Source organism: Bradyrhizobium sp. WSM4872 (assembly GCF_055811715.1).
Genome location: NZ_JBVVPT010000041.1, coordinates 1 through 20,575 on the forward strand (window position 1 = coordinate 1; position 20,575 = coordinate 20,575).

27 protein-coding genes are annotated in these 20,575 nt (G+C 64.5%); 12 read left to right on the forward strand and 15 right to left on the reverse strand.

What is annotated here, in order from left to right; genetic code table 11:
- Nucleotides 1–215: 215 nt before the first annotated feature.
- Nucleotides 216–1,184 (forward strand): NAD-dependent epimerase/dehydratase family protein, encoded by a 969-nt coding sequence (locus tag AC0L3C_RS33245; protein ID WP_473263007.1) that lies wholly within the window; start codon nucleotides 216–218, stop codon nucleotides 1,182–1,184.
- A gap of 4 nt (nucleotides 1,185–1,188) precedes the next feature.
- Here AC0L3C_RS33245 and AC0L3C_RS33250 read toward each other — a convergent pair whose 3' ends face one another.
- Together AC0L3C_RS33250 and AC0L3C_RS33255 are read right to left on the reverse strand one after the other, a co-directional pair.
- Nucleotides 1,189–2,151, reverse strand: a complete 963-nt coding sequence (locus AC0L3C_RS33250; protein ID WP_473263006.1) for a D-2-hydroxyacid dehydrogenase family protein — start codon at nucleotides 2,149–2,151, stop codon at nucleotides 1,189–1,191.
- A gap of 104 nt (nucleotides 2,152–2,255) precedes the next feature.
- Entirely contained in the window at nucleotides 2,256–2,471 is a 216-nt protein-coding gene (locus tag AC0L3C_RS33255; RefSeq protein ID WP_027519710.1) for a hypothetical protein, read from the reverse strand.
- A 232-nt stretch (nucleotides 2,472–2,703) separates the two neighbouring features.
- Between AC0L3C_RS33255 and ettA the strand changes: the two genes are divergently transcribed.
- Nucleotides 2,704–4,353, forward strand: a complete 1,650-nt coding sequence (gene ettA, locus AC0L3C_RS33260) for an energy-dependent translational throttle protein EttA (RefSeq protein WP_473263005.1) — start codon at nucleotides 2,704–2,706, stop codon at nucleotides 4,351–4,353.
- A gap of 7 nt (nucleotides 4,354–4,360) precedes the next feature.
- Nucleotides 4,361–5,587 (forward strand): lytic murein transglycosylase, encoded by a 1,227-nt coding sequence (locus tag AC0L3C_RS33265; RefSeq protein WP_473279294.1) that lies wholly within the window; start codon nucleotides 4,361–4,363, stop codon nucleotides 5,585–5,587.
- An 89-nt stretch (nucleotides 5,588–5,676) separates the two neighbouring features.
- On the opposite strand, the gene AC0L3C_RS33270 is transcribed toward AC0L3C_RS33265, so the two are convergent.
- Nucleotides 5,677–5,961 carry a hypothetical protein gene (locus AC0L3C_RS33270; RefSeq protein ID WP_007613695.1) on the reverse strand — a complete coding sequence of 95 codons (285 nt, stop codon included), beginning with the start codon at nucleotides 5,959–5,961 and terminating at the stop codon, nucleotides 5,677–5,679.
- Between the two features lie 212 nt (nucleotides 5,962–6,173).
- Nucleotides 6,174–6,518 (reverse strand): hypothetical protein, encoded by a 345-nt coding sequence (locus AC0L3C_RS33275; RefSeq protein ID WP_247358544.1) that lies wholly within the window; start codon nucleotides 6,516–6,518, stop codon nucleotides 6,174–6,176.
- Between the two features lie 135 nt (nucleotides 6,519–6,653).
- On the opposite strand from AC0L3C_RS33275, the gene AC0L3C_RS33280 reads away from it, so the two are divergent.
- The 3 genes from AC0L3C_RS33280 to bfr all read left to right on the forward strand — a co-directional run bounded on the left by AC0L3C_RS33280 (nucleotide 6,654) and on the right by bfr (nucleotide 8,009).
- Nucleotides 6,654–6,953, forward strand: a complete 300-nt coding sequence (locus AC0L3C_RS33280) for a hypothetical protein (protein WP_473263003.1) — start codon at nucleotides 6,654–6,656, stop codon at nucleotides 6,951–6,953.
- A gap of 161 nt (nucleotides 6,954–7,114) precedes the next feature.
- Nucleotides 7,115–7,387: a (2Fe-2S)-binding protein gene (locus tag AC0L3C_RS33285; RefSeq protein WP_473410095.1), complete on the forward strand. Its 273-nt coding sequence runs from the start codon at nucleotides 7,115–7,117 to the stop codon at nucleotides 7,385–7,387.
- Between the two features lie 133 nt (nucleotides 7,388–7,520).
- Nucleotides 7,521–8,009, forward strand: a complete 489-nt coding sequence (bfr, locus tag AC0L3C_RS33290) for a bacterioferritin (protein ID WP_007600720.1) — start codon at nucleotides 7,521–7,523, stop codon at nucleotides 8,007–8,009.
- A gap of 132 nt (nucleotides 8,010–8,141) precedes the next feature.
- Here the strand turns inward: bfr and AC0L3C_RS33295 are convergent, their stop codons facing one another.
- From AC0L3C_RS33295 to AC0L3C_RS33305, 3 genes are all read right to left on the reverse strand, one after another.
- Nucleotides 8,142–8,744 carry an MSMEG_1061 family FMN-dependent PPOX-type flavoprotein gene (locus AC0L3C_RS33295; protein WP_473263001.1) on the reverse strand — a complete coding sequence of 201 codons (603 nt, stop codon included), beginning with the start codon at nucleotides 8,742–8,744 and terminating at the stop codon, nucleotides 8,142–8,144.
- Nucleotides 8,745–9,050: 306 nt separating this feature from the next.
- Complete coding sequence (locus AC0L3C_RS33300) at nucleotides 9,051–9,395, reverse strand: hypothetical protein (RefSeq protein WP_473263000.1); 345 nt, start codon at nucleotides 9,393–9,395, stop codon at nucleotides 9,051–9,053.
- A gap of 145 nt (nucleotides 9,396–9,540) precedes the next feature.
- Nucleotides 9,541–10,632, reverse strand: a complete 1,092-nt coding sequence (locus tag AC0L3C_RS33305; RefSeq protein WP_473410096.1) for an alpha/beta fold hydrolase — start codon at nucleotides 10,630–10,632, stop codon at nucleotides 9,541–9,543.
- A gap of 125 nt (nucleotides 10,633–10,757) precedes the next feature.
- Here AC0L3C_RS33305 and AC0L3C_RS33310 point away from each other — a divergent pair, with 125 nt between their 5' ends.
- Nucleotides 10,758–11,024, forward strand: a complete 267-nt coding sequence (locus AC0L3C_RS33310) for a DUF2277 domain-containing protein (RefSeq protein WP_473279290.1) — start codon at nucleotides 10,758–10,760, stop codon at nucleotides 11,022–11,024.
- Nucleotides 11,025–11,120: 96 nt separating this feature from the next.
- Complete coding sequence (locus AC0L3C_RS33315; protein ID WP_473262997.1) at nucleotides 11,121–11,336, forward strand: hypothetical protein; 216 nt, start codon at nucleotides 11,121–11,123, stop codon at nucleotides 11,334–11,336.
- A gap of 9 nt (nucleotides 11,337–11,345) precedes the next feature.
- Here the strand turns inward: AC0L3C_RS33315 and AC0L3C_RS33320 are convergent, their stop codons facing one another.
- The 3 genes from AC0L3C_RS33320 to AC0L3C_RS33330 form a co-directional block, all read right to left on the reverse strand.
- Nucleotides 11,346–11,864, reverse strand: a complete 519-nt coding sequence (locus tag AC0L3C_RS33320) for a collagen-like protein (protein WP_473262996.1) — start codon at nucleotides 11,862–11,864, stop codon at nucleotides 11,346–11,348.
- Between the two features lie 112 nt (nucleotides 11,865–11,976).
- Entirely contained in the window at nucleotides 11,977–12,225 is a 249-nt protein-coding gene (locus tag AC0L3C_RS33325; protein WP_018454141.1) for a helix-turn-helix domain-containing protein, read from the reverse strand.
- 221 nt (nucleotides 12,226–12,446) lie between these two features.
- Nucleotides 12,447–13,214, reverse strand: coding sequence for an SDR family NAD(P)-dependent oxidoreductase (locus AC0L3C_RS33330; RefSeq protein ID WP_473262994.1), 768 nt, complete (start codon nucleotides 13,212–13,214; stop codon nucleotides 12,447–12,449).
- 111 nt (nucleotides 13,215–13,325) lie between these two features.
- On the opposite strand from AC0L3C_RS33330, the gene AC0L3C_RS33335 reads away from it, so the two are divergent.
- On the forward strand, nucleotides 13,326–13,811 hold the full coding sequence (locus AC0L3C_RS33335; protein WP_473262993.1) for a J domain-containing protein: 486 nt from the start codon (nucleotides 13,326–13,328) through the stop codon (nucleotides 13,809–13,811).
- Between the two features lie 4 nt (nucleotides 13,812–13,815).
- Here AC0L3C_RS33335 and AC0L3C_RS33340 read toward each other — a convergent pair whose 3' ends face one another.
- The 3 genes from AC0L3C_RS33340 to AC0L3C_RS33350 form a co-directional block, all read right to left on the reverse strand.
- Complete coding sequence (locus AC0L3C_RS33340; protein ID WP_473410097.1) at nucleotides 13,816–14,451, reverse strand: hypothetical protein; 636 nt, start codon at nucleotides 14,449–14,451, stop codon at nucleotides 13,816–13,818.
- A gap of 245 nt (nucleotides 14,452–14,696) precedes the next feature.
- Nucleotides 14,697–14,957 (reverse strand): hypothetical protein, encoded by a 261-nt coding sequence (locus AC0L3C_RS33345; RefSeq protein ID WP_007600739.1) that lies wholly within the window; start codon nucleotides 14,955–14,957, stop codon nucleotides 14,697–14,699.
- A gap of 151 nt (nucleotides 14,958–15,108) precedes the next feature.
- Nucleotides 15,109–15,495 carry a RidA family protein gene (locus AC0L3C_RS33350; protein WP_473410098.1) on the reverse strand — a complete coding sequence of 129 codons (387 nt, stop codon included), beginning with the start codon at nucleotides 15,493–15,495 and terminating at the stop codon, nucleotides 15,109–15,111.
- A 447-nt stretch (nucleotides 15,496–15,942) separates the two neighbouring features.
- Between AC0L3C_RS33350 and AC0L3C_RS33355 the strand changes: the two genes are divergently transcribed.
- A complete protein-coding gene (locus AC0L3C_RS33355) occupies nucleotides 15,943–16,377 on the forward strand; it encodes a hypothetical protein (RefSeq protein WP_473279284.1) in 435 nt (144 codons plus the stop codon).
- Between the two features lie 129 nt (nucleotides 16,378–16,506).
- Here AC0L3C_RS33355 and AC0L3C_RS33360 read toward each other — a convergent pair whose 3' ends face one another.
- Entirely contained in the window at nucleotides 16,507–17,199 is a 693-nt protein-coding gene (locus AC0L3C_RS33360; RefSeq protein WP_473410099.1) for a glutathione S-transferase family protein, read from the reverse strand.
- 219 nt (nucleotides 17,200–17,418) lie between these two features.
- Between AC0L3C_RS33360 and AC0L3C_RS33365 the strand changes: the two genes are divergently transcribed.
- Both AC0L3C_RS33365 and AC0L3C_RS33370 read left to right on the forward strand, forming a co-directional pair.
- Nucleotides 17,419–18,936: an outer membrane protein gene (locus AC0L3C_RS33365; RefSeq protein WP_473410100.1), complete on the forward strand. Its 1,518-nt coding sequence runs from the start codon at nucleotides 17,419–17,421 to the stop codon at nucleotides 18,934–18,936.
- A gap of 101 nt (nucleotides 18,937–19,037) precedes the next feature.
- Complete coding sequence (locus AC0L3C_RS33370) at nucleotides 19,038–19,766, forward strand: SDR family oxidoreductase (RefSeq protein WP_473410101.1); 729 nt, start codon at nucleotides 19,038–19,040, stop codon at nucleotides 19,764–19,766.
- Between the two features lie 188 nt (nucleotides 19,767–19,954).
- Here AC0L3C_RS33370 and AC0L3C_RS33375 read toward each other — a convergent pair whose 3' ends face one another.
- A complete protein-coding gene (locus AC0L3C_RS33375; protein ID WP_473410102.1) occupies nucleotides 19,955–20,470 on the reverse strand; it encodes a mismatch-specific DNA-glycosylase in 516 nt (171 codons plus the stop codon).
- Nucleotides 20,471–20,575 lie beyond the last annotated feature (105 nt).

Here is a 20,575-nt window from a genome sequence, read left to right on the forward strand (position 1 = left end):
CCCCCCCCCCCCCCCCCCCCCCCCCCCCCCCCCCCGCCCCCCCCCCCCCCCCCCCCCCCCCCCCCCCCCCCGCCCCCGCCGGCCCCCCCCCCCCCCCCCCCCGTCATCATTTGACGCATGCGCGCATGTCTCGCTTGCGTATGCGCATGCCCTGCTTGAACCGCTCCGCGCCTCGACTACGTCCGGGAGGATTGCAACGAATTGAGGAGCACAGGATGCGCATCTTTGTTGCGGGCGCGACCGGCGCGGTCGGTCAGTATCTTGTTCCGGCGCTGGTCGCCGCGGGTCATTCCGTGATCGGCACGACACGGAGTGCGGCAAAAACAGAGCTTGTGCGGCGATTGGGTGCGGAGCCGGTCGTGGCCGACGGCCTCGATGCCGGCAGCATGCGGGCTGCGCTGATTGCGGCAAAGCCCGACGCAGTCGTCCATCAGATGACAGATCTCGCGGCCGCCACGGACCTCCGGCATTTCGATCGGGCCTTCGCGCGAACCAACGAGCTTCGCACCCGCGGAACCGACATTCTGCTGAATGCCGCACGCGAGGCCGGCGCCAGGCGCTTCATCGCGCAAAGCTTCTGCGGCTGGACCTTCAGTCGCGCCGGGGGAACGGTGAAGACCGAGACCGATGAGCTGGACTCGAATCCGCCGCGAGAGCTGCGACGCACGCTTGAGGCAATCCGTTATCTGGAGCGAAGCGTCACCGCTTCGACGACGCCGGAGGGCATCGTGCTGCGCTATGGATTCTTCTATGGACCTGACACCGGCACGCTCTCGCCGGCGATGATCGACCAACTGCGCCACCGGCGTGTGCCGGTGATCGGCGATGGCGGCGGCACGTGGTCGTTCATTCACACCGAAGATGCCGCCTCTGCCACGCGTGCCGCGCTCGAACGCGGGCGCGCCGGCAGCATCTACAATATCGTCGACGATCATCCGGCGCAGGTGAAGGATTGGTTGCCCGCGCTGGCCGAACTCCTCGGTGCCAAGCCGCCGCGTCACATTCCCGCCTGGCTCGGCCGCCTGCTTGCGGGCGAGCATATGGTGGCGATGATGACGGAGGTGCGTGGAGCCTCAAACGGCAAGGCCAAGCGCGAGCTCGGCTGGCTGCCGGCGCATGCTTCCTGGCGCGACGGCTTTGCCGACGCGGCACGGCAGCCCACCAGCCACCGCTCGGCGGCCTGAGGCTTCAGGCCAGCTTCCGCGGCAGCTCACCGCCCTTGGTGAAGGCGTCGATCGCCTCGACCATCTGGCCGTAATGGATGCGCAAGCCGTCCTCGGTGGCGTAGCCGAGATGCGGCGTCAGCACGAGATTGTCGAGCTTGCGGAAGGGATGGTCCGTCGGCAGCGGCTCGACCGAGAACACGTCGATGCCGGCGCCTGCAATCCTCTTCTGCTGCAACGCCTCGAGCAGCGCCTGCTCGTCCACGATCGGCCCGCGCGCGGTGTTGACGAGGAAGGCCGTCGGCTTCATCCGCGCGAGATCGGCAGCCCCGACCAGCCCACGCGAGCGCTCGCTCAGCACCACATGGATGCTGACGATATCGGCCTTGGCGAACAGCTCCTCCTTGGTGGCGTAGCCGACGCCGGCGTCCTTGCACTTCTCCGGGGTCAGGTTCGGGCTCCAGGCGATCACGTTCATTCCGAACGCCTTCGCAATGCCCGCCATCTTGCTGCCGAGCTTGCCAAGCCCGACGACGCCGAGCGTCAATCCTTCGATCTCGACACCGGCAAAGGCCTGCCAGGGCTCGCCCGCATGCATGCGCGCGTTCTCGCGGCCGATGCCGCGGGTCAATTCCAGGATCAGGCCCATGGCGAGGGGCGCGGTCGGATCGCGTGAATATTGCGTGCCGCCGATGATGACGCCACGCGCCTTGGCGGCCTCCATGTCGATCGAGGCGTTGCGCATGCCTGAGGTCAGCAGCAGCTTCAGCTTCGGCAGGCTCTCGAACAGGCTCTTTGGGAACGCGGTGCGTTCGCGCATCGCGCAGACGATCTCGAAGTCGGCCAGCGCGCTCGCCGCAGCCTGCTCGGAGGCGAAGGGATGGCTGAACACGGTGACGTCGATGCGGTCGGACAGGCTTTGCCAATCCGCGACGTCGAGGGCGAGGTTGAAATAGTCGTCGAGAATTGCACAGCGCAGCCGCGTCATCAGCGTTCTTCCATGGCGAGAGGTGGAACCAGGCCATGGTTGCGCGCAATCAGGACCGTGCGCAAGCCGTTCGCGTCTTCAAAAATCCGACAGGTGGTAAAGGCTCAGAGGTCGCGGGGCTTGAGCCGGAACGGCGCATTCATGCCGTGCTTGGCGCGCCAGGCGGGGCCGGGGCCGCGCATGTAATGCAGTTCGGGCCGGTACGGGTTGAAAGCGGTGGCAAAGAAGCGCTTCCAGAAGCCCTTGATCTCCGAGGCAAATGCGGAGGCGCTGCCGGCTTCCGCCGGAACGGGAAGGGAATGGGTCTCGATCATGGCCATGACGCTGTCTCGCTGTGCTCCCGTTCATTCTGAGCGGGTGGCGCTGTTTCCGCGCGAAACCGAGCTTTGGCCTGATTTATTAAAAGATGGTTTCAATTGTCCGGATCGGCGGCGGGATGGTGTCCGGCCCGTATTCATCCGTGGTGAACGGAGGGAAAACATTGCCCTTTGGGGGCGGGATCGCTACATCGGCGGCAAGCAAATTTCCTCAAATCGAAGGTTTTCGGGACCGATGGCGCGCCAGTTCATCTATTTCATGCAGGGCCTGACCAAGAGCTACCCGACCCGGAAGGTGCTCGACAACATCCATCTGAGCTTCTACCCGGACGCCAAGATCGGCGTGCTCGGTGTCAACGGCTCGGGCAAGTCGACGCTGCTCAAGATCATGGCCGGCCTCGACAAGGAGTATAACGGCGAGGCCTGGGTCGCCCAGGGCGCCCGCGTCGGCTATCTCGAGCAGGAGCCGCATCTCGATCCATCATTGAGCGTGCGCGAGAACGTCATGCTGGGCGTCGCCAAGCAGAAGGCTATCCTCGATCGCTACAACGAACTGGCGATGAACTACTCCGAGGAGACCGCCGACGAGATGACCAAGCTGCAGGACGAGATCGAGGCCCAGGGCCTCTGGGATCTCGACAGCAAGGTCGACCAGGCCATGGACGCGCTGCGCTGTCCGCCCGATGATGCCGACGTGTCGAAACTCTCTGGCGGTGAGCGCCGCCGCGTCGCGCTGTGCAAGCTGCTGCTCGACCAGCCCGAGCTCCTACTGCTTGACGAACCGACCAACCATCTCGACGCAGAGTCGGTGTCGTGGCTGGAAGGCCATCTGCGCAACTATCCCGGCGCGATCCTGATCGTCACCCATGACCGCTACTTCCTCGACAACGTCACGAGCTGGATCCTCGAGCTCGATCGCGGCAAGGGCATCCCCTACGAGGGCAATTACTCGTCCTGGCTGCAGCAGAAGCAGAAGCGGCTCGAGCAGGAGGGCCGCGAGGACGCTGCGCATCAGAAGACGCTGGCCCGCGAGCAGGAATGGATCGCGTCCTCGCCGAAAGCCCGCCAGGCCAAATCCAAGGCGCGCTATCAGCGCTATGACGAACTGCTGAAGCAGGCGAGCGAAAAGCAGACACAGACCGCGCAGATCACGATTCCGGTGGCCGAGCGCCTAGGTCAGAACGTGGTCGACTTCGAAGGGCTCAGCAAAGGTTTCGGCGATCGCATGCTGATCGACGATCTCACTTTCAAGCTGCCGCCCGGCGGTATCGTCGGCGTGATCGGCGCCAACGGCGCCGGCAAGACCACGCTGTTCAGGATGATCACAAAGCAGGAACAGCCGGACAAGGGCACCATCACGGTCGGGGAGAGCGTTCATCTCGGTTACGTCGACCAGTCGCGCGACGCGCTCGACGGCAGCAAGAATGTGTGGGAGGAGATCTCCGGCGGCAACGAGCTGATCCTGCTCGGCAAGAGGGAAGTCAATTCACGCGGCTATTGTTCGTCGTTCAACTTCAAGGGCGCCGACCAGCAGAAGAAAGTCGGCGCGCTTTCCGGCGGCGAACGCAACCGCGTGCACCTTGCGAAAATGCTGAAATCCGGCGCCAACGTTCTGCTGCTCGACGAGCCGACCAACGACCTCGACGTCGACACGCTGCGTGCGCTCGAAGAGGCGCTGGAGGATTTCGCCGGCTGCGCCGTCATCATCAGCCATGATCGCTGGTTCCTCGACCGCATCGCGACCCACATCCTGGCCTTCGAAGGCGACAGCCATGTGGAATGGTTCGAGGGCAACTTCCAGGACTACGAGAAGGACAAGATGCGCCGGCTCGGCCAGGACAGCATCATTCCGCATCGCGTGAAGTACAAGAAGCTGACGCGGTGATCTCGGCATGATGCGGCGGGCGCTCATAGCGGCGGTGATCGCTATCACCTGCGGCCTGTCGCCCGCCCGCGCCGCCGACGCCGCCTTTACGCAGTTCATCGCCTCGCTCTGGCCGGAGGCGGAGGCCGCCGGCGTGTCGCGCGCGACGTTCGAGCGAGAGACGCGCGGCCTCGAGCCGGATTACAAGCTGCCGGATCTGATCCTGCCGGGGCGGCCAGCGACCGGTGCGCCGTCGCAGGCTGAGTTCGTGCAGGTGCCGGCAGACTATGTCAGGGAAGCCTCGATCGCGCGGCTCGCCGCCGAGGGGCAGCGGCTGCTGCAAAAATACCGTTCCGCGCTGACAGAGATCGAGAAAAACTCCGGCGTTCCGGCAACCGTCATGCTGGCGATCTGGGGCCGCGAGACCGACTACGGCCGCTACACGTTGCCTTACGATCTCGTGCGCGTGCTGGCGACGCAGGCCTATGTCGGCCGCCGCAAGGACACCTACCGCAACGAGTTCATCCTCTCGCTGAAGATTCTCGGCGACGGCGTGGTGACACGCAAGGACATGCGTTCGTCCTGGGCCGGTGCGACCGGGCTCACGCAGTTCCTGCCGTCCGAATATTACAAGCACGGCGTCGATTTCGACCGCGACGGCCGCATCGATATCTGGCATTCGGTGCCGGATGCGTTGGCCTCCGCCGCGCAGCAGCTCGTCAACAAGGGCTGGCAGAGCGGCGTACGCTGGGCTTACGAGGTGCAGGCACCGACCAAGGTCGATTGCACCGCCGGCGTGCCCGAGGTGACGAAGCCGATCGGCCAGTGGCTGCGCGAAGGCTTCGTGCCGGTGGGTGGACAAAAGCTCACTGCCGCCGAGCAGGCACAGTCGGCCTCGCTGTTGCAGCCGGAAGGCATCTACGGCCCGTCCTTCCTGACCACGAAGAACTACTTCGTCATCAAGGAATACAATTTCTCCGATCTCTACGTGCTGTTCGTTGGCCATCTCGCCGACCGCATGACGAGCCCGCAGCCGTTCGCGACGCCGTGGTCTGCCTCGAAGCAATTGCGGACTAGGGACGTCGAGGCGATGCAGCGGGGGCTCACGCGCGTCGGGCTCTACAAGGACAAGATCGACGGCAAGGCCGGCATGCAGACGCGCGCTGCGCTCGGCGCCTACCAGAAGTCGGCAGGCCTCAAGGTCGATTGCTGGCCGAGCGAAGAAGTGCTGCACTCGATCCAGGCGGCACGATAGCGAGCCGCAGCTCTTCGCCAAAGAAAAAGCCCGGCCGAGGTGCTCGGCCGGGCTTCGATCGCGGCGCTCATGAGCGCCGTGCGATCAGATCAGTAGCAAACGCGAACCGGGCGGACGGTCCAGCCGTAGCCGTCCCAGTAGCGCTGGCGCTGCCAATAGCAGGGCGGCGGCGGCGGGCCGGGCTCGGCCACGTAAACCGGTCCACCATAGGCGGGACGGCTCGATGCGATGGCGCCGCCGACGATCGCGCCGCCGATCAGGCCGGCTGCGATGCCGACGCCGACGCCGTCATGGGCCTGGGCGGACGGCGTGGCGGTCACCAGCGAACCAGCGATCGTCGCAACCGTAAGGGCGGCAACTAAAGTCTTCTTCATACTCTTGGCTCTCCTGAGAGATGGATGCTCCTTGTTAGGAGCCCCCGGGGTTCAAAGGTTCACGCAGACTCTGATGGAATTGGCCTTGCAGCTAGGAAGCGCGCAAATGGTCAATCCGCAGTAAACGCACACGGAGCTGTGACGAGAAAAAGCGGTCTTTTTCAGGCCCCTAGATGAACGGCGCATCTGGAATGAACCGGCTTGGGGCGACTTCAGCCACAGACTCTGGCGCGGCGGACGCGCCAGGCATAACCGTCCCAGAAGCGCTGCTTCTGCCAGACGCAGCCGTTGCCGTAATAGTCGTCGGCGACGTAGCCCGGGCCCGGCGCGTAGTAGCGCGGCGGATAGTAGCCCGGGCTATATCCCGGACCATATGCGTAGCCGGGGCCAGGGCCAGGCCCGTAATAGTACGGAGAGGCCAGCGCCCCACCGACAATGGCGCCGCCGATGATGCCGGCGGCCACGCCCGCGGCAACGCCGCGTTGCGCCTGGGCTGGTGTAGCGGCGCTAAGGGCCACAGCGGCGACGGCAGCGATTGCCAGGAGCGACTTCTTCATGGGCTGACCTTTCGAGCAAAACACGCGGGAACTCTTTGGGGGTAAAGTTCCATATTTCGATTGAATGATCAATGAACGGCACCTTTGCCGCGGACGACCAATTAACATGGACCGCAGCCCAGCCAGGGGAGGGCGATGATGGGTAACGCGATGATAAATGCATTGATCGCTGCCGGGATCGTCTCCGCGATCGGCTACGGCTGGATCACCCATCTCCAGAACCGCGGCCAGCGGCGCTCCCGCGCCGGGGCCACCGGCAATAGCGATGGCGACACCTCCACGGGCACGAGCGACGGCTTCTCTTGGGGGAGCTGGTTTTCCAGCGATAGTTCCGGCAGCTCGACCGACGGCGGCAGCTGTTCCAGCAGCGATAGCGGCAGTAGTGGCGGAGATTGCGGTGGCGGCGGCGATGGTGGAGGCGGCGGCGGCGACTAGATCCGCCGCAATCTTGATCCAGCGCAAAGCTCTATTTTAGAGCCGTTCTAGGCTGTTTCCGGGCTAGTTTGGAATAGCTTCAAATTCCGCTTTTTCCTTTTGCATCCGGCCGGCCCCTTAAATATCGATGATGGCGCATCACCAAAGGGCCTGCCGCTTCCATGATCGTTTGTTCCTGTAACGTGCTGAGCGATGAGGACATCCGCGCCGCCGTCGCCGAGTCCGACGACGCCTTGCGCCATGCCAAGCAGGTCTATGGATGTCTCGGCTGTAGCGCCGAATGCGGCCGCTGCGCCCGGACGATCAAGACCATTATCGACGAAGCGCTTGGCCCCTGTGCCTCCTCCTGCTGCTCCGGCTGCCCGCACAACGACACTGTGGCGGCCAATGACGAGACGGCCCAGCCGGCCGAGTTCGCCCTCGCGGCCTGCTGAAATCTTCCGCCTCCCTGACTGAGCTTTTCCCCTGCTGCGTCCCCGTAGCCGGTTGCTCCAGTCTTCGAACTCATTTAGAAGCGTTCTAAATTCGGTTTACGGCCGATTTGGACTGCAAGAGCTGGAGTGAACCATGCAGGGCGACGCAAAAGTTATCGATTATCTCAACAAGGCACTGCGTCACGAGCTGACTGCGATCAACCAGTACTGGCTCCACTACCGCTTCCTCGACAATTGGGGCCTGCGGGACATGTCCAAGGTCTGGCGCAAGGAGTCCATCGAGGAGATGGAGCACGCCGACAAGCTCACGGAGCGGATCCTGTTCTTCGACGGCTTCCCGAACATGCAGGTGCTCGATCCCTTGCGTATCGGCCAGAACGTCAAGGAGATCATCGAGTGCGATCTCGCCGCCGAGATGAGCGCGCGGGCGCTCTACCAGGAAGCGGCGACCTACTGCCACAGCGTCAAGGACTACGTAACGCGCGACCTGTTCGAGAAGCTGATGAGCGACGAGGAGCACCACATCGACTTCCTCGAGACCCAGCTCGACCTGATCGGCCGCATCGGCCTCGAGCTCTATACTCAGAAGCACGTTGGCGGGCTCGAGGGCGAGGGACATTAGGTCCCTTACTCCGCACTCTCCATTCGTCATGGCCGGGCTTGTCCCGGCCATCCACGTGCTACCCCGCAACGAAAACGTGGATGCCCGGGACAAGCCCGGGCATGACGCCCGTGTGCGGTTCGAAAGCCCGGCTTATAGCTGCGTCTTGTAGAGCGCTTCCACCACGTCCTGACTCTGCGGCTCACCAAGGCCGGTCTGCTCGTGGACCACTTCGACGATGCTCGGCATCACCGAGCGCGGCACCTTCTCGGATGACCACAGCTTCGAGCGCATCAGGGCCTTGCCGCAGTGGAAATAGACTTCGCTGACGGCGACGTTCAGCACCGCGCGCGGCGACTTGCCAAACTCAACCATCGAGGCGAGCAGGTCCGGATCGGCGGACAGCGTGCCGCGGCCGCCGACGCGCAGCGTCTCGTCGATGCCGGGTACGAAGAACAACAGATGCACGAAGCCCGAGCCCTCGACCACATTTCGAAAACTGTCGATCCGGTTGTTGCCGGAGCGATCAGGCATCAGCAGCTGGCTGGGGCCGGCGACGTGGACGAAGCCAGTGCCGCCGCCGCGTGGTGAGGCATCGACGCTGCCGTCCGCTCCCGATGTCGCGAGCACGCAGAACGGCGACATCTCGATGAATTTCTTCGCATGCGTGTCGATTGCGGGGCGCGCTTTCGCGATCACGCGCGGGCTCGGCTGGGCATAGATCGTGGCGAGGTCTTCGGCGCAAAGATCAGTCACGAAGGTCTCCCTGATTGAATGCCTGAGAATATCATCTCCCGGCCCGATCGCTATCCCCTTGTCGCGCCGCCACGGCCACTCGATCACGCCGGCGCAGTACGGAGCCCACCAGATCAGGACCGGCTGAAGCGCCAGCCGCGGCCCGTGATGGAGCCAGCTGTCGGGGATGGGTCGAAGGTCGATGCCTCCAGGCATGCTTGATGTTTTGCGGCCCACAGGCCAAGCGCATAGAGAGCGAGCGCGCGTTCTGTCGGTTGCAGGAGCCATCGGTCGACCTAGCACGCGCGGCGTCGAGGCGCTATCGCGCTACACCGCATCCGCCGGCACAAAGCAACTGATGATGATGGCGCCGCGGTGATGGACGTACCACACCACGGCCTGGCCGACCGGATTGCCGCGGTCGCGGATGATGGCGCGCTCGGGCACCTCGATCCACTGTCCCTCGATCGGCACCCAATAGGCGCCGCTGCGCACGTCGTACTCCGTGCGATGGCCGTCGGAGACGTCGCAGCAGGGCACGCCGTTCGGTGCGATCACGCTCTTGAACCAGGCGCGGATGTCGGGCGGGACGTGATCATATTGCCCATTGTCGAACGCGAACGCGGCGCTTGTCAGCGCGGCCAACCAAACGCACAGTGCGAGCCTGTGCATGCGATCCTCCTCGTCGCGTGTCGTGCCATCGGCGCGCGATGGTCCCGCGCGTCGATTCGGACATCGATGCGATTAAGCCCGAGCAGCCGGCGTAATGCATGCTCAAATAATATGCGGCCTCGACGGCCGTTGATGCGATGCAAAATCAGCGGCGCGCAGATTCAATCGTTTGCTGCGGCGCGGCTTGCAGAAACTGGCGGACCTGCTCGCTGTAGAATTTTGCGTTCCCGGTGGTGCCGTGGCCGCGCGTCTCGGTGCTGGCCGGGATGAGATACAGTTTGCCGTTCTTGACCCGCGTCATCGCAGCGTCCGTGATGCCGGTCTCCGGCGGGTTGCGCTCGTCATCGGCGGAATTGATCAGCAGCAGCGACGCTTCGATGGCTTCGAGCTTCTCGCCGGCATTGTAGTCATGCGAGGACTCCCACTGGTAGACGAAGTCGTTGGCATCTGCCGCGATCGGCATGGCCAGCCGCTCGTCGACGATCTTGTCGGCCTTGGCCGCCGTCGGCGCCTGCGATTGATAGGCCAGCGTTCCGCCGATGCTCGCGATGCCGTAGGCGGTGATGGCATATTTCATCATGCGCGGCTGGCTGATGTAATTGCCACCATTGTAGTCGGGATCGCTGCGGATGGTATCGAGCATGATCCGCCGCAGCATCCAGTTGCGCGACGCCATCTCGGTCGGCTGCGAGGCCATCGGGATCAGCGCGTCCATCGCCTTCGGATATTTCTCGCCCCACAGCCAGGTGTGCATGCCGCCCATCGAATTGCCGATCACGAGCCGCAGGTGCTTGACACCGAGCCCTTCCGTCACCAGGCGGTACTGGGCATCGACCATGTCGTCGTAATCGTATTTCGGGAAACCCGTCTTCATTCCGTCGGAGGGTTTTGACGATTTGCCATGGCCGATATTGTCGGGGATGATGATGTAATATTTGGAGGCATCGAGTGGTTGCCCTGCGCCGAACAGCTCGCCGGCAAAGGCTGGCGACAGCAGGCTCGCGCCCGAGCCGCCGGTGCCGTGCAGCACCAGGACGGGCTGGCCGCTCGGCTCACCCACGGTGGTGTAGTGCAGCTTCAGCTCCGGCATGGTCTCGCCGGTGTGGAACTTGAAATCCCTGGCGACCCAGTCGCCCTGTTTCGGCGCTGGATAATCGGTCGCCCATGCGGATGTCGAGATGCTCGACAAAGCGACGGACAACAGGATGGCTGACAGCGCCGCGCAAGAAGCTTTCATGTCTATTTCCCCCGTGCGGCTCTGGTCGGCGGCCGCGTTGCGGCGGAACTTAGCAGAACTGTCCGGAAGGATGTAGGATTTCGTTTTCGCCGGTCGTCCTCGAGGGAAAGGTCAGGAGAGACTGCATGTGCCGCAACATCAAGACGCTGTTCAACTTCGAGCCGGAGGCGACGGAGGATGAGATCCACGCCAGCGCGCTCCAGTTCGTTCGCAAACTGTCCGGCTTCAACAGACCGTCGCAGGTCAACGAGGCGGCCTTCGACCATGCGGTGGCGGAGGTCTCGGAGGCTGCGCGAAAGCTCCTGACGTCGCTGCATACCCATGCTCCGGCGCGCGACCGTGAGGTCGAGGCGGAAAAGGCCAAGGAACGTTCGCGGCTGCGCTTCGGTTAGGCGGCTCGAACGTCCGTTCCGTGACCTGGCTCACGGTGGCAACGGTCGCAACGCGCGATGATGTTCGCCGGGCTTTTGACACCCGGGAGCACCACCATGACCCGCCCTCTTCTTCCACTGAAAGCAGGCGCTATCGTTTTTACGCTGCTGTGGACCGCGTGGATGACGTGGTGGAGCGGCTCGTTCTCGAGCGCAAGCGTCGTGATCCTGGCCTTGTGCGGCGCGGCGGTCGGCTATCTCTGGTACCGCGCCATGCGCTGGCAGTTCGAGCGCATGGGCATGCTGCCGCGACGCGAGAACGGGACGAAATAGATTCGTCTGTCAGTCCTTGTGGCCGTGCTTCTTCCTTTTCTTCTTTTTCCTGTGATTGTCGTCTTCGCTGCCGTCATCCTCATCGCCGAAGGGCGCGTCGTCGGTTTCCTGCACGGCGGCTTCCAGCGCGTCGCGCTCGGCGGCTTCGCGCTCGCGCTGGCGGCGGCGCTCGTCCCAGGCGTCGAACAGCTGATCGAGCCACGGCAGCACCTGCTCGATTGACGGCAATGGGCCGGGCGGCCCCGGTTCGCCGCGCGGGCCTTGCGGCCCCGCCGGCCCTTGCGGTCCGACGGGTCCCTCTGCACCGGCCGCCCCGCGCGGTCCGGCTTCGCCCTGCTTGCCTTGCGGACCGGGCTTGCCCAGCGGTCCGGCCTTCCCGATCGGCCCCGGCTTGCCCTGCGGACCCGGCTTGCCACGCGCGCCATCGGGGCCCCGCTTGCCCGGATGACCCTGCGGTCCCGGCCGCCCCGGTTCGCCCTGACGTCCGCGCGGTCCTTGAGGTCCCTGTCGTTTTTGTTCGTCTGCCACGCCGCTGCTCCCTTGACCGGAAGCAAGCTAATTAGCGGCGTTTGACGACAGCGGCAATTCCGCCGGGCTCGCGCCTGGGCATGATCAACACCAATCGGCGGCACGTCGCGCGCTAGTCGTGATAGGCGGGGACCTCGATGCCGGAGGCGGCGTAGAGCCTGATCTTGTTGCGCAGCGTGCGCACCGAGAGGCCGAGCACGCGCGACGCGCGCGTGCGATTGCCGTCGCAGCGGGCGAGCGTCTGCAGCACGAGCTCACGCTCGACCTCGTCGACGGTCGCGCCGATCAGCAGCGGAACGATCTGGTTCGGTGAAAGGACATACGCGCCCGGCTCGGACGCAGCGACATGAACAGTGGTCATCGACTCACTCCCCGATCAACGCCCGCTCCCGTCTTTGGAAGCGGATCGAGAACAAACGACCCCCAAGCCGTAGATCTACGGTGGGCGGGTTTGGTTAACGAAAGGTTAACCGCGGGCGATCGCACGAATTGACCTTGGGAATGCCGCCGCACCGCCGCGATTGGCACGGATTGCATGTTCCCGCGAGCATACTCCGCATTACCAAGCGGGCATCATCCCCCTCACACCGTCCGGTATCCGCCGTCCACCATCACGATCGTTCCCGTGACGTAAGCCGACATGTCCGACGCAAGGAAGATCGCCGGACCCACGATGTCCTCGGGCTTGCCGGTGCGCGCCAGCGGGGTGTGATCGACGAAGGCCTGTACCAGCGCCGGATTGGTCGCGCGCACATTGGCGTTGATGTTGGTCTCGATGAAGCCCGGCCCGATCGCATTGACGCGCACGCCCTCCTTGCCGAGCTCCACCGCGAGCGCCTTCGTAAAGCCGAGCACGCCGTGTTTCGAGGTGGTGTAGGCCGCCGAACTCGGCGTGCGCAGATGCACGAAGGACTGGATCGAGCCGATATTGACGATGCGGCCCTTCGCGGCGCGCAAGGGGCTGAGGAATGCCTGCGTCATGTTGAAGACGCCGTTGAGGTTGAGCGAGATGATATCGTTCCAGTCCTTCGCCACCGTCTCCGGCTCCGCGGTGAAGGCGTTGCGGCGGGTGATGCCGGCATTGTTGACGAGGATCGAGACCTGCCCGACCTTGTCGGCGACCTGCTTGGCGAGCGCAAAGCAGTCGTCACGCTTGGTCACATCCAGCGCAAAGCTCTCGGCCTTGCCGCCGGACTTGCGGATCTCCTCGGCGGCTTCCGCGACCGTGTCGGCATTGACGTCGAGCAGCACCACCTGCGCGCCCTCGCGGGCATAGCCGGAAGCGATGGCCCGGCCGATGCCCGAACCGGCGCCCGTGACGATTGCGATGTGGTTCGCGAGCAACGCCATGACAATTTCCTCCCGATTTCTTCTCGAAGTTTCATGAAAGGCTAACTCGAAATTAAGGGGTCGGAAACGGCGGCCTTGGCATACTGGTGTTGATTGCTAAACGTTGCGCGCATGATGGAACGGCTTGAATCCTGGAAACTCGCACTCGAACGCCTGCGGTCGGCGGACGGCGCCGATTGGGCCGAGGCGGGCCGTCTCGTGGCCGAGATCTCGCGGATGAGCACCGATACCATGCTGCGTCAGGCTGCCGAGCAGGCGCTTCCAGTGCTGCGCCAGGCCGTGGACAATGACGATCACAGCGTCACGCTGGCGGCCCGCCGCCGTCTCGGCGTGGTGCTCGATGTCGTTCACGACCTGACCGCGCCGCGCTTCGGCCGCCGCAATGCTGCGCCGAAAAAATTGTCCAGCGAGGACCGCGCCCGCAAGGTGCTCGGCCTGCCGCTCGGGGTGCAGCTCACCTGCGAGGACATCAACCAGGCCTATCGCCGCGCCGCCAAGGGCATGCACCCCGACCAGGGCGGCAGCGCGCAAGCATTTATCGACCTTGCCGCAGCGCGCGACATCCTGATCCATCCCCGCGCCTACAAGGACGCGTGAGAGCTCAGCTCTTGTTCACGCAGCTCGGATAGGGCGCGGCTTCGCCTGCTACGATCGGACAGAGCTCGATCGGGCTGAGCGCGCGCAAACGCGCCTGCCAGCGGTCGTCGTTCACCGGCGGCTCGTCGGTTTCGGGGCCGCGCTCGGCCCATTGGATCGTGTAATAGTCGCTCGTGCCCTTCAGCGTGACCAGGAGTGCGGTCTCGCTGTGCCGCGTCGGGCCGCTGTCGATGCGGCCGCAGCCGATCACGGCGACGAAACCTTCGAAGCGGCCGAATGTGCTGGCGCCGAGCGGCCTTGCCGCGAAGCTGTCGGGACAGGCGGATTTGAAACCGCCTGCGATCGAGCCCGCGAACTTCTCCGGCGATGAACCTGGAGTGAGCGTCATGCCCTTCTCGCCGGTCACGGTGATCATCTCGCTCCAGCGTTCAGGCGTCTCGCCCTTCAGCACGGCCTCGCGGATGTAGTGGCCGCCCTTGGTGTTCTCGAACACCGCGGAAAAATTCGAAGGCATCGCGAAGCTGACAAGCTGGCCGAAGACCGGCGAGATCACGCGAAAGGATTGCGGGGCCTGCGCGTACGCCGTTGCGGCGAGCAGGAGCGATGCGGCGAAAATCATTGCTGTCGTCGGCGCGCGCATCGATTGGCTCCAAAGCCGCGAGGTGAAAAACAAGCGGGCAAAAACAAGCGGGCAAGGATGGTGGTTGGCGCGGGACGCTTGGGGGTGCGCCCCGGAAAGATGTGAGTAGGTCCGCCAACCGGCCAGGTTCAAAGCGGGTGCGCGGAAAATGCGCGATGTCGGCCGAAAACCAGTGGCCCGTCCAAAAGAAAAGGGCGGACCGCTTGCGCGACCCGCCCTTTGAAATCCGATCTGTCGCCTCACGCCTAGAGCGTGCAGCGGCGCTCCCCGCGCAGCTTGATCTGGAGCTCCGAGGCGGCGGTGAAGGTCGGGAGCGGCTTGCTGACGACCTTGTAGGTCGACACGCCCCACTGGAACGGCTTGTACTTGAGGTCTTCGTTCCAGACCTGGCAGATGCCGGTGTTGTCCCAGCGGATCACGTAATAGCCGACCGCCGCGGACGCCGGCACGGCGAACACGGAGGTGGCGATGCCGGCAACGGCACAAAGGGCGAGAACGCGACGCATGAAATATCTCCTGATGGGAACGTGAGGCAAAACTGGTGCGGCAAAATGGTGCGGCTGGCAAGCGGGGCGGCGACCGTTCACGGATATGTCAGCCGTTCGTCGGCTGTTCGAACGACCCTTATCCCTTGACTGTCGCTTGACGATCACTCGTCTAGCCCTTGGCCAGCGACGCCACCGCCTCGATCTCGATCAGCATCTTCGGATCGGGCAGTGCGTGGACCACGCAGGTGGTGCGGGCGGGGTAAGGCGGCGGGCCGAAAGCGCCGGCGTAGAGCGCGTTCATGGCGGCGACGTCGGAGGCGCGGGTCAGCAGCACATTGAGCTTGACGAGATCGCGGATCTCGGCGCCGGCCTCCGCCAGCACGCGCTTGATGTTGACGACGACGTTGGCGAACTGCGCGTCGAAGCCATCGGGCAGCGCGCCGCTCGCGTCGAAGCCGGGAATGCCGGAGACGAACAGGAGATCGCCGGCGCGCGTCGCAAAGGACAGCGGCGGCGCTTTGACGTGCGGCGGGGGCGCGAAATGCTGGATCGGCATGGGATCACCTCGGATGGACGGCTGGACGCGCAAGCGTAGCGGCAGGTTGGGGCGCCTCCAACAAAAAACGCGAAAACAACCCCATGCACAGTAGGCATCCGGCGGGAATCATTGATGTTTCTTTTTGATTTCGGGAAAAGCAAAATAATCGTTGCGCCGTCGGGCAAAACAGGAGCAGAATGGCATGATGGCGGGTGAGCGTCTTGTCGCGCCAAACTCCGCCGTCATGCCCCGGCTTGACCGGGGCATCCAGTACGCCGCGGCGTCGCCGTATCCCACCGCGGTCTCTGGAATACTGGATCGTCCGGTCAAGCCGGACGATGACAGTTGAATGCGCTGCCGCACCTCGCGCTCTATACCCCCATCATGTTGCCGCCGCGATGCATCGGATACATTCGCTGCGTCTGATTCGTTTCCCTCCTTGAAGAATAGCCCCCGGAGACCCCCATGAAGTTCGGATCCACCCTTCGCGCCGCGCTGGTCGGCATTGCCGCGCTTGCCGGCCTCTCGACCTCGGCGTTGGCCGACGGCGGCACCGTGGTGCTGACGATCTACAAGGCGGGCTGGATCATCGGCGGGTCCGGCGGCTCCGGCGTGCTGAACTTCCGCGGTCGGGCCTATTCGCTCTCGACCGGCGGTCTCGATTACGGCCTCGTCTTCGGCGGCTCCAAGACCGTGCTGCGCGGCCGCGTCTCCAATATCAACCGGCCCTCCGACATCGCCGGCGTCTACGGCGCCGCCGGTGCGGGCATTGCAGTGGGCCGCGGCGCGCGTGCGATCGTGCTGACCAACCAGAAGGGCGCCGTGCTCGAGCTGTCCGGCACGCAGGTCGGCCTGATGGCGAATGCGGATCTCAGCGGCCTTGCGATCACGATGCGATAGGGGCGATGCCGTAGCACTTGGTGCCGTACGGTGGGCAAAGGCGCGCAAGCGCCGTGCCCACATGGTGTCAGCGGAATATGAAAAGTTGGTGGGCACGCTTCGCTTTGCCCACCCTGCGAGACCTGCGGACTACGCGCTCACCATCGCATGTACCCGCTCGCAATGCGCGACGAGATTCGCGTGCGCATCGACGAAGGCCTTCAGCGGTGTCGGGATCGGAAAGTAATAGATGTTGGCGATGAAGCCGTAGATGCCGGCATCGACGCTTGTTGGCGCCGCGCCGTGCACGAAGCCGTTCGCCGGCACGATCTCCGCCAGCACCTGCAGATCGGCCAGCCCCCGCGCATAGGCCTGCTCCGGCGTGTAGCGGCCGATGCCCTGGAAATGATAGCGCTGCGCATTATACGCCTTCGCCTTCTCGAACCCTGCCGCATCGATCTGATTGTGCTGCGCGATGAAGGCGTCGCGAAACGCGGGATAATAACGCTCGTCCTTCCAGCGTGAATACGACATCACCCAGTAGAGGTCGTCGAGCATGCGCGTGACGAAGTGATTGGTGCGGCGCTGCTCCGGTGAAAGCGTCGCGTCGATCGTCAGGCGGTATTTCGCGGTCGCGTGCGCGATGATGGTCTCGCTGTCGCCGATCGTCTCGCCGTCATCCACGATATAGGGCAGCTGCCCGCGCGGCGCGGCGGAGGCATCGAACAAATGCTCATGCACGAACGGTACGCAAGCGAGTTTCAGGAAGGCATAGACCTTGAGGCCGTAGCCGTTGTTGTCGGCGGCGCCGAACAGCTCTGGATAGGAGTAGAGGGTCAGCATCGGACGCTCCTCGCGCTGAAGTCGTATCGCCGCAGTGACGCCCTTGCAACAGTCTCGCGCCTGGTGCGCCGCCTCCTTCGATCGGAGGACGATAGGCGCCGCCCGTTCGCAGTATGGAATCGCTCGACATTCCTGCAGCGAGCCAAGGCCGACATGCGACGTTCATCGACCCGCCGAATGATTGCCGCCCTGCGGTGTGGCACGGCACTTTTGGCCGGATTGGCTCTCGTAGCACCGGCGAAGGCCGCCGACATCGCGCCAAAACCGTACACGAAGGCGCCGCCGCTCGCGGCCTCGTCCTGGACCGGCTTCTACGCCGGGCTGGGCCTCGGCTTTCGATCGACCAGCGCGGATCTCACCACCACATCAGTGCTGCAAGACGGCGTTCCCCGTGACTTGACCGGCGCTGTGCTGACCCAGCCGTTCGACGGTGCCGGCTTTCGCGTCAATCCCTATGCCGGCTTCAACTGGCAGGTGGCACCCAGCTGGGTCGTCGGCGTCGAAGGCGATGTCGGCTTCGGGGACAAGACCACGGCACTTCCCGGGTTTCGCGCCTCGCCCTGGGCCGGCTCGTCCACCTTTGGGATCGACAGCGTTTCAGTCAAAGCCGGTTGGGACGCGAGCCTACGCGGCCGCGCCGGTTATCTGCTGACGCCGGCGACGCTGGTCTATGCCACCGGCGGCCTCGCCTGGCAGCACTATGACGTCACCTTGATCTGCGTCAGCGCCAGCTGTGCCAGCAACGGCCTGGCACCCAATTTGATCTCGAATTCCACGACCAGGACCGGCTGGACTTTAGGTGCCGGCATCGAGACCGCGCTGTGGGGCAACTGGCTCGTGCGCGCCGAATATCGCTACGCGGATTTCGGCGCGGCGCCGTTCAATTTCACGCGCACGGCGACTGCAGGCCCGGCGCTCACGGTCGACAATTTCGACGCGAGCTTGCGGACGCACACCGCAAGCGTCGGCCTCGCCTGGAAGTTCGGCGAGCCCGTCATCGGCGGCCATTCGCATCCGCTGGCTGCGCAGGCCGCGATCCTGCCGTCCTGGACCGGCGCGTATGTGGGCTTGGGTCAAGGTGCGCGCGCCACGCGCACCGATCTCATCACGACGTCCGAATCGCGTGCCGGCTTCCGCGAGGATCTGACGCGTCGCGCCACCATTCGCCCGATGGACAACACCGGGTTCCGCGTCAACCCCTATGCCGGCTATCTCTGGCAGTTCGCCCCGCAATGGACCGCGGGCTTCGAAGGCGATTTTGGCTTTGCCGACAGCACCACCACGCGCGAAGGCTTCACCACCATATCGCTCGCCGACTCCCAGTCTCGCGGCGAGAGCCTGGCGATTCGCACCAAATGGGACGCCAGCCTGCGGGGCCGGCTCGGCTATCTCGTGACACCGCGGACGCTGCTCTACGCGACCGGCGGCGTGGCCTGGCAGCACTATGAGCTGACCTCGACCTGCGTCAGCGTCGTCTGCGGCCTTTTCGGGTTGACGCCGGCGATCATCTCGGGGGCGACCACAAAAGCAGGGTGGACGGCCGGCGGCGGCATCGAAACCGCGCTCTTCGGCCACTGGCTGGCGCGCGCCGAATACCGCTATGCCGACTACGGCAGTTCGTCCTTTACTGTCGCGAGATCCGCCACCGACGCCAGCCGCAATCCGTCCGCCAGCACCTACGACGTCGCGATGCGAACGCATCTGGCGACGTTCGGGGTGGCGTACCGGTTTGATTGAGAAGCCGCTTGCTGTGATCCCGCGGCGCTGGTTTGTCCCCGACAACGCCGCCTGAAATCGCTACACTCTGCATCCTGGTGACGTCAGCAGGATGGGATCCCATGGCGAGAGAATTGGAAGGCAAGGTTGCGGCCGTGACCGGGGCCGCGTCGGGCATCGGATTGGCCAGCACCGAGGCGATGTTGGCCGCGGGCGCGCGCGTGGTGATGGTCGACCGCGACGAGGCCGCGCTGAAGGCGCTCTGCGACAAGCACGGCGACGCCGTGCTGCCGCTGCTGGTCGACCTGCTGAATCCAAAGGATTGCGCAACGCTGCTGCCGCGCGTTCTGGAGCAGGCCGGTCAGCTCGACATCCTGCATGCGAATGCGGGGACGTATGTTGGTGGCGATCTGGTCGATGCCGACACCATGGCGATCGACCGGATGCTGAACCTGAATGTCAACGTCGTGATGAAAAACGTGCACGACGTGCTGCCGCACATGATCGCGCGCGGAACCGGCGACATCATCGTCACGAGCTCGCTGGCGGCGCATTTTCCCACGCCATGGGAGCCGGTTTATGCGTCGTCCAAATGGGCGGTCAACTGCTTCGTCCAGACGGTGCGGCGCCAGGTCTTCAAGCACGGCATCCGCGTCGGCTCGATCTCGCCAGGCCCCGTCGTCAGCGCGCTGCTCGCGGACTGGCCGCCGGAGAAGCTGAAGGAAGCCAGGGACTCCGGCAGCCTGCTGGAGGCCAGCGACGTGGCTGAGGTCGTGATGTTCATGCTGACGCGGCCGCGCGGCATGACCATTCGCGACGTGGTGATGCTGCCGACCAATTTCGATCTTTAGGGCCTAGACGGGTCGCGAGACCCATCTACGGTAACGGTGTCGTCCCGGCGAAGGCCGGGACCCATACCGCGGAATCTCTCGGTTGCGGCCAGTAGAAGTACCGAACGACGAGTCTTCACCAAACCCTTGCCTGTGATTCTGGGTCCCGGCCTTCGCCGGGACGACGCTGAGGCTGGAGCGACGATCCGCTATCCACCTGCGATCCACTTCGCCAACTCCCGCCACGGCCCCAGCGTCCAATGCCCGGACGCAGCGCCGGACGGCGAGGGCAGCACGAATATTTCGGGCAATCTCTCCTCCCGCGGCTGCCGCCCCAACGCAATCGCGGCCGACGGCCTGCCGTAAAACAAGCTCGCAGCCTTCTTGCTCGTGAACGCAATCGTCCTTGGGCGAAATTTCTCGATCTTGGCCCTGAACCCCGGCACGTCGATCGTCTCAGGCGCAATCTGGTGATCCATCCCGGCGCCCGACTTGCAGAGATCGGTGAAGCCGATCCCGAGATCAAGCAAGCTCGAGAACTCGCCCGGCTGATACCGCCGCGGCGTGATCCCGGCCTCATGGATCGCGCGCCAGAAGCGGTTGCCGGGATGGGCGTAGTAGTGCCCGAGCTCGGCCGAGCGTGTGCTGGCGGCCGTGCCGACGAAGACGAGGCGGAGGTTGGGGCGGAGCTGGTCGGGGAGGCGGTGGAGAGGGACAGTAGCCAAATTATAGGTCCATAAGATGAGCGCCGCAAAATCGGTCTATCGTTCGCTGTTGGAGAAGCCTGCGAGAACAAGAAGTTCCTTGCAACCGTTCGATTGGAGTCGATA